Below are 14,019 nucleotides of genomic sequence, written 5' to 3' on the forward strand. Positions count from 1 at the left end.
TCGTCAGGGTGGAACTCCCCGCCCCTCACAGCCGCTTGACCCCCTTGATGCGGCCGGCCCGGGCGGAGCGCGTGCGCGCCTTGGCCTTCAGGACGCCCAGACCGCTGCGCTGGCTGCCGATGCGCAGGCCCGTGCCGGAGGAGAGCCAGCCCGAGGAGATGTCCCCGGCCTTGGCCGCGGGCCCGGTCTCGGTGAGCGGGTCGTTGTCGGCGCGGCGGGCCAGCCACATCACGCCGGGCACCACGAACGGGGCGAGCAGCAGGTCGTACAGGGCGGCGGAGAACAGCAGCCCGGACAGGCCGACATGGCGGGCGGCGGTGTCGCCGACCAGGGCGCCCACCCCGGCGTAGAGCAGGGTGGAGCCGATGGCGGCGGCGACCACGACGGCCATCGGGCCGGTCGCCGACTTCAGCCGGCCGTTCTCCGGCCTGATGAGTCCGGCGAAGTAGCCGATGACGCACAGCACGAGCGCGTACCGGCCGGCCGCGTGGTCGGCCGGCGGGGCCAGGTCGGCGAGGAGACCGGCGCCGAAACCGACGAGGGCGCCGCCGACATGGCCGTAGACCATCGCCAGGCCGAGGACGGTGAGCAGCAGCAGGTCGGGGACGGCGCCCGGCAGGTGCAGCCGGGCGAGGACGCTCACCTGGATCACCAGGGCGACGACGACCAGCGCGGTGGAGAGCAGGATCCGGTTGACACGCATGGGGATACAGCTCCTACTGCTGCTCGTCGTTGGCGGGGGCGTCGGCCGACGGGGTGACCGTCACGGTCACCGTCGGCGTCGGGACCGGCTTCGGCTTGGCCGGGAGGACGGTGTCCCGCGGGTCGCTCTTCGGTGGCGCCACGACCACGCCGACGATGTCGAGCTTGGTGAAGCTGACGTATGGGGTGACGTACAGCGTGCGGGTCAGGCCGCCGCCGGAGGGGTCGACGCGGGAGACCACGCCGACCGGGACACCGGGCACGAACGGCTTGTCGGCCTGCGAGCCGAAGGTGACGAGCCGGTCGCCCTTCTTCACCTCCGCCTTGCCGTTGAGCAGTTCCACGCGCAGCGGGCGGTCGCCCTGCCCGGAGGCGAAGCCGAGTTCGTCGCCCGCCTCCATGCGGGTGCCGACGGTGAAGTCGGGGTCGTTGGCGAGCAGCACGGTGGAGGTGCTGGGGCCGACGGTGGTGACCCGGCCGACCAGGCCGTCGCCGTTCAGGACGGTCATGTCCCGCTTGATGCCGTCGTCGGCGCCAGCGTCGATGGTGATGGTCCAGGAGAAGCCCTGGGCCGATCCTATGGCGATGACCTGGGCGCCCTTGATGCCGTACTGCCCCTCGCCGGCCACCTTGAGCAGCTTGTCGAGCTGCCGCAGGCGGCTGCGGTTGCGGTCGTCGCTGCCGAGCTTGGCCTTGAGGGCCGCGTTCTCCTTCTCCAGTGCGGCGAGCCGGTCGTGCCGGCTGCCGGAGTCGCGGATCGCGGAGACGGCGTTGCCCACCGGGTCCACCGCGGAGGACAGTCCGTTCTCGACCGGGCCGAACACCGCCGCGGCGGCGTGCCGGGCACCGTCGACCGGGGAGTTCCGGCCTCCGCGGATGTCCACCGTGATCAGCGCGAACGCAATGGCGACCAGCAGGACCAGGAGCAGCCGGCTCTCTTTCGTGTCCCTCACGTGCGGCGGCCGTGCCCTTCCTCAAGTAGGAATTCGTCGGACCCCTGGTCGACGCGCATGCTGCGGCGCGACCCAAGAGGCCCGTTTGCGGGAGCTTATGCCTCTATATCAACGATCCGCCGCACGAGAGGAGAACGTCTCGTACGGCGGAATCGAAGAGTTACGTCATCTGCGCGGCTGGGCGTCCAGGACCTGCTGCAGCGCCTCGAACTCCTCGACGCACTTGCCGGAGCCGAGCGCGACGCTGTCCAGCGGGTCCTCGGCGATGTGGATCGGCATGCCGGTCTCCCGCCGCAGCCGCTCGTCGAGCCCGCGCAGCAGGGCTCCGCCACCGGTCAGAACGATTCCGCGGTCCATGATGTCGCCGGACAGCTCCGGCGGGCACTTGTCGAGGGTGGTCTTCACCGCGTCCACGATCGCGTTGACCGGCTCCTCGATCGCCTTGCGGACCTCGGCCGCCGAGATGACGACGGTCTTCGGCAGCCCGGACACCAGGTCCCGGCCGCGGACTTCGGTGTGCTCGTCGGTGTCGAGGTCGTACGCCGAGCCGATCGTGATCTTGATCTGTTCCGCCGTGCGCTCACCCAGGAGGAGGCTGTACTCCTTCTTGATGTACTGGATGATCGCGTTGTCCAGTTCGTCGCCGGCGACGCGGATGGACTGGGCGGTGACGATCCCGCCGAGCGAGATGACCGCGACCTCCGTGGTGCCGCCGCCGATGTCCACCACCATGTTGCCCGTGGCCTCGTGAACCGGCAGACCGGAGCCGATGGCGGCGGCCATGGGCTCCTCGATGATGTGCACCTGGCGGGCGCCGGCCTGGGAGGACGCCTCGATGACCGCCCGGCGCTCGACGCCCGTGATGCCCGAGGGCACACAGACGACGACCCGCGGCCGGGCCAGATACCGCCGCTTGTGGATCTTCAGGATGAAGTAGCGGAGCATCCGCTCGGTGATCTCGAAGTCGGCGATGACGCCGTCCTTCAGCGGACGGACCGCCACGATGTTGCCCGGCGTCCGGCCGATCATCTTCTTCGCTTCGGCACCGACCGCGAGGATCCCACCCGTGTTGGTGTTGATCGCCACGACGGACGGCTCGTTCAGTACGATCCCGCGACCCCTGACGTACACCAGCGTGTTGGCGGTCCCGAGGTCGACAGCCATGTCACGGCCGATGAACGACATTGAGTTCCCCATCCGGATTCATCTGGCCTCCCTGAGCCTTTGAGGGCATGTCAGGTCGGCGAGGCGGGTGCTGTGACGTGAAGGCTTCCATCGTAAACGCGCCTGCACGAACACTGCGCGAGGGTCTCCGCCATTGTCACCAGATGGCGTGCCGCCCCGCTTGTGGAGACGGGCGTTCGGGGGCGCTCGTTCCCTCAAATGCCAGGACTGTGCCGGTGAGGTCCGGGCGTGCTCCCGGACCTCCTCCGCGGCGGGCGGGCGTTACGCGCGGCCCGGGAAGAAGATCTTCACCTCGCGCTCGGCGGACTCCTCGGAGTCGGAGGCGTGGATCAGGTTCTCCCGCACGATCACGCCGTAGTCACCGCGGATCGAACCGGGCGCGGCGGCGATCGGGTCGGTCGGGCCGGCGAGCTGGCGCACGCCCTCGATGACCCGCTCGCCCTCCACGATCAGCGCGACGACCGGACCGGAGGACATGAACTCGACCAGCGGCTCGTAGAACGGCTTGCCCTTGTGCTCGCCGTAGTGCTGCTCCAGCGTGTCCTGGTCCAGGGTGCGCAGCTCCAGCGCGGTGATCTGCCAGCCGGCCTTGCGTTCGATGCGGCTGATGATCTCGCCGGTCAGGCCGCGACGGACGGCGTCGGGCTTGAGGAGGACGAGGGTGCGCTGGCTCACGGGAGGCTCCTTACACGACTTGCGGGTGCGGTGGGACGAGGTTACAGGGCGTGTCGGGGCCTTTGTTACGCAGCGTCAGCCGTGGAGGAGGAGGACCGGTCCTGGGCCGCGAAGCGGGCCTTCGCCTCGTCCACCTTTCTCCCGAAGTGCACCGAAGCCCACCACAGCGCCGCGAACACCGCGCCCAGGAAGTACATGGTCGGGACGACGACACCGGAGGCGATCAGGGCGAGCTGAAGGGCCCAGCCGAGGGCCACCCCGCCGGGCCGGGTCACCATGCCGCACAGCAGCACGCACAGCAGCATGGCGATGCCGCTGACCAGCCACACCGTGGACGTGGACAGGTCCGGGTCCTTCATGGCGACGAGTCCGGCGAAGCCGATGACGAAGAACTCGCCGATCAGGGTGGATGCACAGAGCGTACGCATGGCCGACTCTCAGCCCTTCCCCAGGAGCAGCCGGGCCTCGCCGACCGTGATGACGGAACCGGTCACCAGCACACCGCCGCCCGCGAACTCGCCCTCCTCCTCGGCCAGCGTGATCGCGGCCTCCAGGGCGTCCGGCAGCCGCGGCTCGACCTGCACGCGCTCGTCGCCGAACACCTCGACGGCGATCGCGGCCAGCTCGTCCGCGTCCATGGCGCGATGGCTGGAGTTCTGCGTGACGACGACCTCCGCGAAGATCGGCTCGAAGGCCTCCAGCAGCCCGCGCACGTTCTTGTCGCCGCTCGCGCCGACGACCCCGATCAGCCGGGTGAAGTCGAACGCCTCCCGCACGGCCTCGGCGGTGGCCTCGGCGCCCGCCGGGTTGTGCGCGGCGTCCAGCACGACGGTGGGAGAACGCCGCACGACCTCCAGCCGGCCCGGGGACGACACGGCCGCGAACGCCTTGCGCACGGTGTCGATGTCCAGCGGCTCCGCACGCTGCGCGCCGACGCCGAAGAACGCCTCCACGGCGGCGAGCGCGACGGCCGCGTTGTGCGCCTGGTGGGCGCCGTGCAGCGGGAGGTACACCTCGGGGTACTCGCCGCCGAGGCCGCGCAGTGTGAGCAGCTGCCCGCCGACCGCGACCTGCCGGGCCACGACACCGAACTCCAGCCCCTCGCGGGCGACCGTGGCGTCCACCTCGACGGCCTTCTTCAGCAGCACCTGCGCCGCGTCCACCGGCTGCTGGGCCAGGATGACGGTCGCGTCCTGCTTGATGATGCCGCTCTTCTCGCCGGCGATCTGCGCGTGCGTCTCGCCGAGCCGGTCGGTGTGGTCGAGGTCGATGGGGGTGACGACGGCGACGTCGCCGTCGATCACGTTGGTGGCGTCCCAGGATCCGCCCATGCCGACCTCGACGACCGCGACGTCCACGGGGGCGTCCGCGAAGGCCGCGTAGGCCATGCCGGTGAGCACCTCGAAGAAGGACAGCCGGTACTCCTGCTGCCCGTCCACCATCTCGACGTACGGCTTGATGTCCTGGTACGTCTCGATGAACCGCTCGGCGGTGATCGGGGCGCCGTCCAGGCTGATCCGCTCGGTGATCGACTGCACGTGCGGGCTGGTGTAGCGGCCGGTGCGCAGCTCGAAGGCGCCGAGCAGGGCCTCGATCATGCGGGCGGTGGAGGTCTTGCCGTTCGTGCCCGTGATGTGGATCGAGGGGTACGACCGCTGGGGCTCGCCCAGCACGTCCATCAGCGCGGCGATGCGGCTGACCGAGGGCTCCAGCTTCGTCTCGCCCCAGCGGGTGGCCAGCTCCGCCTCGACCTCGCGCAGGGCCTTGTCGACTTCGGGGTCCTCGGGGCGGGCGGGTACGTCCGCCTGCGGGGAGCCGCCCTGGGTGCGCAGGGTGCGGCTGCCGGCCTCGATGACCGCGAGATCGGGGTCGCGGGTGGTCTCGGCTTCGATGATCTCGTCGAAGGAGTCGAGGGGGTCGGGGGTGTCGCTGGTGCCGGGCGCTTCGCTCACGAGGCCCAGTCTACGGAGCGGGTGCCTGCGGCGCGGCGCCGGTATGGGGTGGCTTGTCTCGCCGGCCGGCCGCGGGCCGCCCTGGGCTGGTCGCGCCCGCGCGGCGGAGCCGCATGCCGATACGGTCCCGCGTCCCTGACGGGACACGCCGAGGGCCCCGGCGCCTCATCGGCGCCGGGGCCCTCGGCGACGGCTCACGCCTGCGGCAGCTTCTCCAGCTGGGCCTGGATGCGGGCGATGTCCTCGTCCGCCTTGGCCAGGCGCGTGCGGATCTTGTCCACCACGTTCTCCGGGGCCTTCGCCAGGAACGCCTCGTTGCCGAGCTTGGCCGTGGCCTGGGCCTTCTCCTTCTCCGCGGCGGCCAGGTCCTTGGCCAGACGCTTGCGCTCCGCGGCGACGTCGATCGTCCCGGAGAGGTCGAGGGCCACCTCGGCGCCCGCCACCGGCAGGGTCGCCGTGGCCGTGAAGCCCTCGCCCTCCGGCTGGAGGCGGAGCAACTGGCGGATGGCGGCCTCGTGCGGGGCGAGCGGCGTGCCGTCCAGCGTCAGACGGGCCGGGACCCGCTGGCCGGGCTGGAGTCCCTGGTCGGCGCGGAAGCGGCGGACCTCGGTGATGACCGACTGGAGGGTGGAGATCTCCTGCTCGGCCGCCGCGTCCCGGAAGCCGCTGTCGGTCGGCCAGTCGGCGATGACGACCGACTCGCCGCCGGTCAGCGTCGTCCAGAGGGTCTCGGTGACGAACGGGACCACCGGGTGCAGCAGCTTGAGGGTGACGTCCAGGACCTCGCCGAGGACCCGCTTGGAGACCTCGGCCGGCTCGCCGCCCGCCTGGAAGACCGTCTTGGACAGCTCGACGTACCAGTCGAAGACCTCGTCCCACGCGAAGTGGAAGAGGGCGTCGGAGAGCTTGGCGAACTGGAAGTCGTCGTAGTACGCGTCGACTTCGGCGACGACGGAGTTGAGGCGGGAGAGGATCCAGCGGTCCGTGGCCGACATGGCCGACGGGTCCGGCAGGGGGCCGTCCACCGTCGCGCCGTTCATGAGCGCGAAGCGGGTCGCGTTCCAGATCTTGTTGGCGAAGTTGCGGGAGCCCTGGACCCAGTCCTCGCCGATCGGCACGTCGACGCCCGGGTTGGCGCCGCGGGCCAGGGTGAAGCGCAGGGCGTCGGAGCCGTACTTGTCCATCCAGTCCAGCGGGTTGACCGCGTTGCCGAAGGACTTCGACATCTTCTTGCCGAACTGGTCGCGGACCATGCCGTGCAGGGCGATGGTGTGGAACGGCGGGGTGCCGTCCATCGCGTACAGGCCGAACATCATCATCCGGGCGACCCAGAAGAAGAGGATGTCGTAGCCGGTGACCAGGACGGAGTTCGGGTAGAACTTCGCGAGCGACTCGGTCTGTTCGGGCCAGCCGAGGGTGGAGAAGGGCCACAGGCCGGAGGAGAACCAGGTGTCGAGGACGTCGGTGTCCTGGTGCCAGCCCTCGCCCGAGGGGGGCTCCTCGTCCGGGCCGACGCAGACGACCTCGCCTTCGGGGCCGTACCAGACCGGGATCCGGTGACCCCACCAGAGCTGGCGCGAGATGCACCAGTCGTGGAGGTTGTCGACCCAGTCGAAGTACCGCTTCTCCATCTCCTGCGGATGGATCTTGACCTTGCCCTCGCGGACGGCGTCGCCGGCGGCCTTGGCCAGCGGGCCGACCTTGACCCACCACTGCATGGACAGACGCGGCTCGATGGTGGTCTTGCAGCGCGAGCAGTGGCCGACGGAGTGGACGTACGGCCGCTTCTCGGCGACGATCCGGCCCTCGGCGCGCAGCGCGGCGACGATCGCCGAGCGGGCCTCCAGGCGGTCCATGCCCTGGAAGGGGCCGTGGACGGTGATGACGGCGTGCTCGTCCATCACGGTGATGGCCGGCAGGTCGCGGCGCTGGCCGATCTCGAAGTCGTTCGGGTCGTGCGCCGGGGTGACCTTGACGGCGCCGGTGCCGAACTCGGGGTCGACGTGCGTGTCCGCGACGACCGGGATGGAGCGGTCGGTCAGCGGCAGCCTGATGAGCTTGCCGACGAGGTGCTTGTACCGCTCGTCGTCGGGGTGGACGGCGACGGCGGTGTCACCGAGCATCGTCTCGGCACGGGTGGTGGCGACGACGATGGTGTCGTCCCCCTCGCCGTACTTCATGGAGACCAGCTCGCCGTCGTCGTCCTGGTACTCGACCTCGATGTCCGAGATCGCGGTGAGACAGCGCGGGCACCAGTTGATGATGCGCTCGGCGCGGTAGATCAGCTCGTCGTCGTAGAGCTTCTTGAAGATGGTCTGGACGGCCTGGGAGAGGCCCTCGTCCATGGTGAAGCGCTCGCGCGACCAGGCGACGCCGTCGCCGAGGCGCCGCATCTGCCCGGAGATCTGCCCGCCGGACTCGGCCTTCCACTGCCAGACCCGCTCGACGAAGGCCTCGCGGCCCAGGTCGTGCCGGGACTTGCCCTCCTTGCCCAGCTCGCGCTCGACCACGTTCTGCGTGGCGATGCCGGCGTGGTCCATGCCGGGCTGCCACAGCGTCTCGTAGCCCTGCATCCGCTTGCGGCGGGTGAGGGCGTCGATGAGCGTGTGCTCGAAGGCGTGCCCGAGGTGCAGGCTGCCCGTGACGTTCGGCGGCGGGATGACGATCGTGTACGGAGGCTTGTCGCTCTTCGCGTCCGCCTCGAAGTAGCCCCGCTCTACCCAGCGCTCGTACAGCGGCCCCTCTACATCGGCCGGCGCGTACTGGGTCGGCAGTTCGGTGTCGGGCGCGGGTGGCTGCTGCTGAGCGTTCTCGGTCACGGGGGTCAGTTTAGAGGTGTCACGGGGTGGTCCCGAAACGCCTTTGTTCTGTAACGGTGCGGCCCCCGGTGCCGTGCGGTTCCCACGCCTGGGTCAGGATGTCAGGAACGCATAAGCTTCTGGAGGGGAACCCAGGAATGAGCAACAACCAGCCGGGCCCGTACGGCCAGCAGCCCCAGCAGCCGGGTCCGTACGGCCAGCAGGGGCAGCCTGGGCCGTACGGCCAGCCGGGCCCCTACGGCCAGCAGCCGCAGGCTCCCCAGCCCGGCTATGGCTACCCCCAGCAGACCCCGCCGCCCCAGCAGCCGGGCTACGGCTACCCGCAGCAGGGCGCGCCGCAGCAGCCCGGCCCGTACGGCCAGCAGCCGAACCCCTACGGGCAGCAGCAGCCCTACGGCATGCCGCAGGCACCGCAGCCGGCCGGGGGCAAGAAGAAGACGGGTCTGATCATCGGCGCGGTGGCCGTGGTGGCGGCCGTGGCGGTGGGCGCGTACTTCCTGCTCTCCGGCAGCGGCAGCGGCGGCGGCGTGGCGGACGACGGACCGCACAAGCTGACCACGCCGGCGACGGTGCTGTCCGAGTACAAGAAGTCCAAGGGCGACAGCGGCAGCATGACGGACAGCGACCTGAAGGACGCCGAGAAGTGGGGTGTGCACGACCCCAAGGACGTCAGCGCCGCGTACGAGGCCGGGGACCCGGACAATCCGCTGAGCAAGAAGGGGCTCAACTTCGGCGGTGTCTACGGCACCATCGACGACCCCGAGAAGACCGTCGACGCGATGTTCGCGTACTTCAAGTCCGAGTCGCAGAAGGACAGCGACAGCAAGGACGTCGCCCTGAAGGGCGAGCCGAAGGAGTACAAGCCGGCCGGGCTCGACGGCGCGATCCTCAAGTGCCAGCAGGCCACGGCACCCACTGGCGCGGGCAGCGGCGGACCGAAGGACGTGACGCTCACGATCTGCGTCTGGGGCGACCACAGCACCATCGGCATGGTCATGCCGATGGACTTCGCCAACCTCGCGGCTGGCCGGGGCAGCGACCCGGCGAAGGACGCGGAACTCACCGCCAAGTTCCGCTCGCAGGTCCGCGTCAAGGCCTGACGCGTTCCACGGCGACGACGAAGGGGCCCCGGTCGGTCGACCGGGGCCCCTTCGCGTGCGTGACGGGTGCGGCTACGCCGTCTTCTGCTCCCCCGAGCCCCGTCCCCGGGCGTCCCTCGGGATCAGGGTCGGGTTGACGTTGGAGAGGACCACGTCGGCGGTGATGACGACTCGGGCGACGTCCTTGCGGGACGGGACCTCGTACATCACACCCTGGAGGACCTCCTCCATGATGGCGCGCAGTCCGCGGGCGCCGGTCTGGCGGAGGATGGCCTGGTCGGCGATGGCTTCGAGGGCCTCGCGTTCGAAGTCCAGCTCCACGCCGTCGAGTTCGAAGAGGCGCTGGTACTGCTTGACGAGCGCGTTGCGGGGCTCCACCAGGATCTTCAGGAGCGCTTCGCGGTCCAGGTTGTGGACCGACGTGATCACCGGCAGACGGCCGATGAACTCCGGGATCATGCCGAACTTGACCAGGTCCTCCGGCATGACGTCCTCGAAGACGTCCTTGGACTCCAGCTCGCGCTTGGAGAGGATCGTGGCGCCGAAGCCGATGCCCTTGGCGCCGGCCCGGGCCTCGATGATCTTCTCCAGCCCGGCGAAGGCGCCGCCCACGATGAACAGCACGTTCGTCGTGTCGATCTGGATGAACTCCTGGTGGGGGTGCTTGCGGCCGCCCTGGGGCGGGACCGACGCCGTGGTGCCCTCCAGGATCTTCAGCAGGGCCTGCTGAACGCCCTCGCCCGACACGTCACGGGTGATCGACGGGTTCTCGCTCTTCCGCGCGACCTTGTCGATCTCGTCGATGTAGATGATCCCGGTCTCGGCCTTCTTGACGTCGTAGTCGGCGGCCTGGATGAGCTTGAGGAGGATGTTCTCGACGTCCTCGCCCACGTAGCCCGCCTCGGTCAGCGCCGTGGCGTCGGCGATCGCGAACGGAACGTTCAGCATGCGCGCCAGCGTCTGCGCGAGGAGCGTCTTGCCGGAGCCCGTGGGGCCCAGCAGCAGGATGTTGGACTTCGCCAGCTCGATGGCGTCGTCCCGGCCGCTCGCGCCGCCGTTCTCGCCCGCCTGGACCCGCTTGTAGTGGTTGTACACCGCGACGGAGAGGGCCTTCTTCGCCGCCTCCTGGCCGACCACATAGCCTTCGAGGAACTCGTAGATCTCGCGGGGCTTGGGCAGTTCCTCCCAGCGCACCTCGCTGGTCTCCGCGAGCTCTTCCTCGATGATCTCGTTGCAGAGATCGATGCACTCGTCGCAGATGTACACACCGGGCCCTGCGATGAGCTTCTTGACCTGCTTCTGGCTCTTGCCGCAGAACGAGCACTTGAGCAGATCGCCGCCGTCACCGATGCGTGCCACGGTGTGCTTCCCCTTCGCCTGGGAGACGCCTGGACGCTATGAGTCCAGCGGCTCCTGGTGCTGCCTTATGTCCGACGGTACCTTGCCGGGCCCGGTGTTCGGGCCCCCCTTGGCAGGGTTCACTTTGACGTGCACCGTGCCAAGAGGGGCCGGACGTGCGTGGTTGCGCTGTCAGCGGACCGCGCTGTTGTTCAGCTTGCGGGTGGAGATGATCTGGTCGACGAGGCCGTACTCCAGCGCCTCCTCGGCCGTGAGGATCTTGTCCCGCTCGATGTCCTCGCGGACCTGCTCGATGGGCCGGTTCGAGTGCTTGGCCAGCATGTTCTCCAGCTGCTCACGCATCCGGGTGAACTCGTTGGCGATGATCTCCAGGTCGGAGAGCTGACCGCGGCCGGTGGAGCCGGCCGGCTGGTGGATCAGCACCCGGGAGTTCGGCAGCGCCATGCGCTTGCCGGGGGTGCCCGCGGCGAGCAGGATGGCCGCGGCGGAGGCCGCCTGGCCCATGCAGACCGTCTGGATGTCGGGCTTCACGAACTGCATCGTGTCGTAGATCGCCGTGAGGGCGGTCATGTCGCCACCGGGGCTGTTGATGTAGATCGAGATGTCCCGGTCGGGGTCCATCGACTCCAGGCACAGCAGCTGCGCCATGACGTCGTTGGCGGAGGCGTCGTCGATCTGGACGCCCAGGAAGATCACGCGCTCCTCGAAGAGCTTCGCGTACGGGTCGTACTCGCGGATGCCCTGGGAGGTGCGCTCGACGAAGCGCGGGATGACGTAGCGGCTGTCGGGGCGGGGCCCTTCGTACATGCCGCTGGCGGCGCCGGGGAAGTTGCTCATGGGGTTCACCGTCCTGGTGGCGTTCGGGGGGCTGGTGTCTCGGCGGTGCGTGGCGTGGCCGGACCGGTCAGGCACCGGTGCCGCCGCCTCCCGGAACACCCGAGGCGTGCGTGATGATCTCGTCAATGAGACCGTACTCCTTGGCCTCCTCCGGGGTGAACCAGCGGTCGCGGTCACCGTCGCGGATGATCGTCTCGACCGTCTGGCCGGAGTGCTGCGCGGTCAGCTCCGACATGCGCTTCTTGGTGCGCATCAGGTACTCGGCCTGGATCTTGATGTCCGAGACCGTACCGCCGAGGCCGGCGGAGCCCTGGTGCATCATGATGTCCGCGTGCGGCAGGGCGAAGCGCTTGCCGGCGGCGCCGCCGGTGAGCAGGAACTGGCCCATCGAGGCCGCCATGCCCATGGCGATGGTCACCACGTCGTTCGGGATGTACTGCATGGTGTCGTAGATCGCCATGCCGGCCGTCACCGAGCCGCCCGGGCTGTTGATGTAGAGGTAGATGTCCTTGTCCGGATCGGCGGCAAGGAGCAGCAGCTGCGCGGTGATCTTGTTGGCGATGTCGTCGTCAACCTGCTGACCGAGGAAGATGATCCGCTCGTTGAGCAGCCGGTTGTAGACCTGGTCGCCGAGGCCACCACCGATGGAAGGCTCGCCGGCGGCGGAGGGCATCAGATTCGTCACGTATCCACCTGCTCGTCTTACGACGGCGCCGGGCCGTCTCATTGTTCTGCCTTTCATGGACCCTAACGCGACGTTCCCTTCGGGGAATCCCGGTAAGTGAGCTGTTCGCTGTCAGCGCAGGTCGCTCCACGGGGGCGCCGGGGAATGCCCGGGACCACGCTCCGCGCGGGCCGGCACGCCCCGTACGGCGCCGCCGGGGAAGGCGGCGGGGGTCGGGTGCCGGGGAAGGCAACGGGCCCCGGGGGAAGCCCCCAGGGCCCGTCGTACGTGCCTTACAGGCGCCGTAGGGCCGGCTCAGCCCTCGGTCTTCTCCTCGGCGGAGTCGGACGCCTCGGCGGCCTCGGCCTCGGCCGGCGCCTCCTCGGTCTCCTCCTCGTCGTCCAGGTTGACGATCTCGCCGTTGGTGTCCTTCACCGTGGCGGACTCGACCACGACGGCCAGGGCCTTGCCGCGGGCGACCTCGCCGACCAGGAGCGGCACCTGGCCGCCCTCGACGACGGCCTGGGCGAACTGGTCGGGGGACATGCCGGAGGAGGCCGCACGCCGCATGAGGTGCTCGGTGAGCTCCTCCTGGTTGACGTTGAGGTTCTCCTTCTTGACCAGCTCGTCGAGGACGAACTGGGTCTTGATGCCCTTGACCGCGGCCTCGCGGGTCTCGGTCTCGAACTCCTCGGCGGTCTTGCCCTGGATCTCGAGGTACTTGTCGAGGGTGAGACCCATCTGGGCGAGCTGGTGGTGCTCGAGGTTGTGCTTGCGGGTGTTGATCTCGTCCTCGAGGAGCTTCTCGGGAACCGGGACCTCCACCAGCTCCAGCAGCTTCTCCAGGACGCGCTCCTGGGCCTGCGTGGCCTGGTCGAACTGCTTCATGTTGGTGAGGCGCTTGCGGCTGTCGGCCTTCAGCTCCTCCAGGGTGTCGAACTCGGAGGCCAGCTGCGCGAACTCGTCGTCCAGCGCGGGCAGTTCACGGGCGGCGACCTGGGTGACCTTGACGGTGACCTCGGCCTCCTTGCCCGCGGCGGAGCCGCCCTTCAGCTCGGAGGTGAAGGTGGCCTCCTCACCGGCGGACAGGCCCTTGACGGCGTCGTCGATGCCGTCCAGCAGCTCGCCGGAGCCGATGGTGTAGGAGACGCCGTTGGCGATGCCGTCCTCCAGCACCTCGCCGTCGACCTTGGCCTCCAGGTCGATGGTGACGACGTCGCCGTCCTCGGCGGCACGCTCGACGGGAGAGGTCGACGCGAAGCGCTCACGCAGCTGCTCCACGGACTTCTCGACGTCCTCGTCCGTCACCTCGACGGCGTCGACCTCGACCTCGATACCGGAGTAGTCCGGGATCTCCAGGGTCGGACGGATGTCGACCTCGGCGGTGAAGTTCAGCGTCTCGCCGTCCTTCAGCTCGGTGATGTCGACCTCGGGCTGGCCCAGCGGGCTCAGCTCGGCCTCGTTGACCGCCTCGGTGTAGAACTTGGGCAGCGCGTCGTTGACGGCCTCCTCCAGCACCGCACCGCGGCCGAACCGCTGGTCGATCACGCGGGCCGGGATCTTGCCCTTGCGGAAGCCCTTCACCGTGACCTGCTGGTTGATCTTCTTGTACGCCGCGTCGAGGCTGTCCTTGAGCTCCTCGAAGGGCACCTCGACAGTGAGCCGAACCCGGGTCGGGTTCAGGGTCTCCACGGCGCTCTTCACGGTTCGGTCTCCTTGTGGCTGACTTCTCGGGTTCTGCCGGAGCCCGATGGGTCCGGCCGATTTCGCCGC

Annotated in this window: 12 protein-coding genes; 1 reads left to right on the forward strand and 11 read right to left on the reverse strand. The window is 69.4% G+C overall.

Annotation, left to right across the window (positions count from 1 at the left end; all coding sequences use genetic code 11):
• Positions 1 to 25: 25 nt before the first annotated feature.
• The 7 genes from mreD to OO52_RS24040 all read right to left on the reverse strand — a co-directional run bounded on the left by mreD (position 26) and on the right by OO52_RS24040 (position 8,286).
• The gene (gene mreD, locus OO52_RS24010; RefSeq protein WP_030648597.1) at positions 26 to 703 is read right to left on the reverse strand and encodes a rod shape-determining protein MreD; all 678 of its coding nucleotides are present in this window, start codon (positions 701 to 703) and stop codon (positions 26 to 28) included.
• Positions 704 to 716: 13 nt separating this feature from the next.
• The gene (gene mreC, locus OO52_RS24015; protein ID WP_030648599.1) at positions 717 to 1,655 is read right to left on the reverse strand and encodes a rod shape-determining protein MreC; all 939 of its coding nucleotides are present in this window, start codon (positions 1,653 to 1,655) and stop codon (positions 717 to 719) included.
• 165 nt (positions 1,656 to 1,820) lie between these two features.
• The gene (locus OO52_RS24020; protein ID WP_014672705.1) at positions 1,821 to 2,840 is read right to left on the reverse strand and encodes a rod shape-determining protein; all 1,020 of its coding nucleotides are present in this window, start codon (positions 2,838 to 2,840) and stop codon (positions 1,821 to 1,823) included.
• 261 nt (positions 2,841 to 3,101) lie between these two features.
• Positions 3,102 to 3,515 (reverse strand): nucleoside-diphosphate kinase, encoded by a 414-nt coding sequence (gene ndk, locus OO52_RS24025; RefSeq protein ID WP_014672706.1) that lies wholly within the window; start codon positions 3,513 to 3,515, stop codon positions 3,102 to 3,104.
• Positions 3,516 to 3,580: 65 nt separating this feature from the next.
• Positions 3,581 to 3,943 carry a DUF4233 domain-containing protein gene (locus tag OO52_RS24030; RefSeq protein WP_030648601.1) on the reverse strand — a complete coding sequence of 121 codons (363 nt, stop codon included), beginning with the start codon at positions 3,941 to 3,943 and terminating at the stop codon, positions 3,581 to 3,583.
• Positions 3,944 to 3,952: 9 nt separating this feature from the next.
• Positions 3,953 to 5,467, reverse strand: a complete 1,515-nt coding sequence (gene folC / locus OO52_RS24035) for a bifunctional tetrahydrofolate synthase/dihydrofolate synthase (RefSeq protein ID WP_030648603.1) — start codon at positions 5,465 to 5,467, stop codon at positions 3,953 to 3,955.
• Positions 5,468 to 5,661: 194 nt separating this feature from the next.
• Positions 5,662 to 8,286, reverse strand: a complete 2,625-nt coding sequence (locus OO52_RS24040) for a valine--tRNA ligase (protein WP_030648605.1) — start codon at positions 8,284 to 8,286, stop codon at positions 5,662 to 5,664.
• Positions 8,287 to 8,423: 137 nt separating this feature from the next.
• Between OO52_RS24040 and OO52_RS24045 the strand changes: the two genes are divergently transcribed.
• Complete coding sequence (locus tag OO52_RS24045; protein WP_030648608.1) at positions 8,424 to 9,386, forward strand: hypothetical protein; 963 nt, start codon at positions 8,424 to 8,426, stop codon at positions 9,384 to 9,386.
• A 72-nt stretch (positions 9,387 to 9,458) separates the two neighbouring features.
• Here OO52_RS24045 and clpX read toward each other — a convergent pair whose 3' ends face one another.
• From clpX to tig, 4 genes are all read right to left on the reverse strand, one after another.
• The gene (clpX, locus tag OO52_RS24050) at positions 9,459 to 10,745 is read right to left on the reverse strand and encodes an ATP-dependent Clp protease ATP-binding subunit ClpX (protein ID WP_030648610.1); all 1,287 of its coding nucleotides are present in this window, start codon (positions 10,743 to 10,745) and stop codon (positions 9,459 to 9,461) included.
• Between the two features lie 171 nt (positions 10,746 to 10,916).
• A complete protein-coding gene (locus tag OO52_RS24055) occupies positions 10,917 to 11,582 on the reverse strand; it encodes an ATP-dependent Clp protease proteolytic subunit (protein WP_030648613.1) in 666 nt (221 codons plus the stop codon).
• Positions 11,583 to 11,649: 67 nt separating this feature from the next.
• Positions 11,650 to 12,255 carry an ATP-dependent Clp protease proteolytic subunit gene (locus tag OO52_RS24060; protein WP_030648616.1) on the reverse strand — a complete coding sequence of 202 codons (606 nt, stop codon included), beginning with the start codon at positions 12,253 to 12,255 and terminating at the stop codon, positions 11,650 to 11,652.
• Between the two features lie 306 nt (positions 12,256 to 12,561).
• Entirely contained in the window at positions 12,562 to 13,950 is a 1,389-nt protein-coding gene (tig, locus tag OO52_RS24065) for a trigger factor (RefSeq protein WP_030648626.1), read from the reverse strand.
• Between the last annotated feature and the right edge of the window lie 69 nt (positions 13,951 to 14,019).

The organism is Streptomyces flaveolus, assembly GCF_000716535.1.
GTDB lineage: Bacteria > Actinomycetota > Actinomycetes > Streptomycetales > Streptomycetaceae > Streptomyces > Streptomyces flaveolus_A.